This window comes from Paraburkholderia sp. SIMBA_030, from assembly GCF_046535245.1.
GTDB lineage: Bacteria > Pseudomonadota > Gammaproteobacteria > Burkholderiales > Burkholderiaceae > Paraburkholderia.
In genome coordinates this window covers 1-233 of record NZ_JAWRXB010001720.1, presented here as the reverse complement: position 1 = coordinate 233, position 233 = coordinate 1, and the positions used below count along the sequence as shown (strand labels likewise).

The following is a 233-nucleotide window of genomic DNA, read 5'->3' as shown; positions in this document are numbered from 1 at the left end:
CGCACGAGCCGCACGAGACCCCGTGGGTCGTGTGGGTGCCGCTGGTCCTGCTGGCGATTCCGTCGGTGATCATCGGCGCGATCGCGATCGGCCCGATGCTGTTCGGCGACTTCTTCCAGCACGGCGTCGCATTCGACAAGGTGATCTTCATCGGCGCGAACCATCCGGCACTGGCCGAGATGGCCGAAGAGTTCCACGGCTGGGTCGGCATGGGCCTGCACTCGGTGTCGGGC

The 233-nt window shown here is 67.0% G+C and carries 1 pseudogene; it reads left to right on the top strand.

Annotation, left to right across the window (positions count from 1 at the left end):
• Positions 1–233: pseudogene (locus tag SB772_RS45895) on the top strand (NADH-quinone oxidoreductase subunit L); the annotation flags it as partial.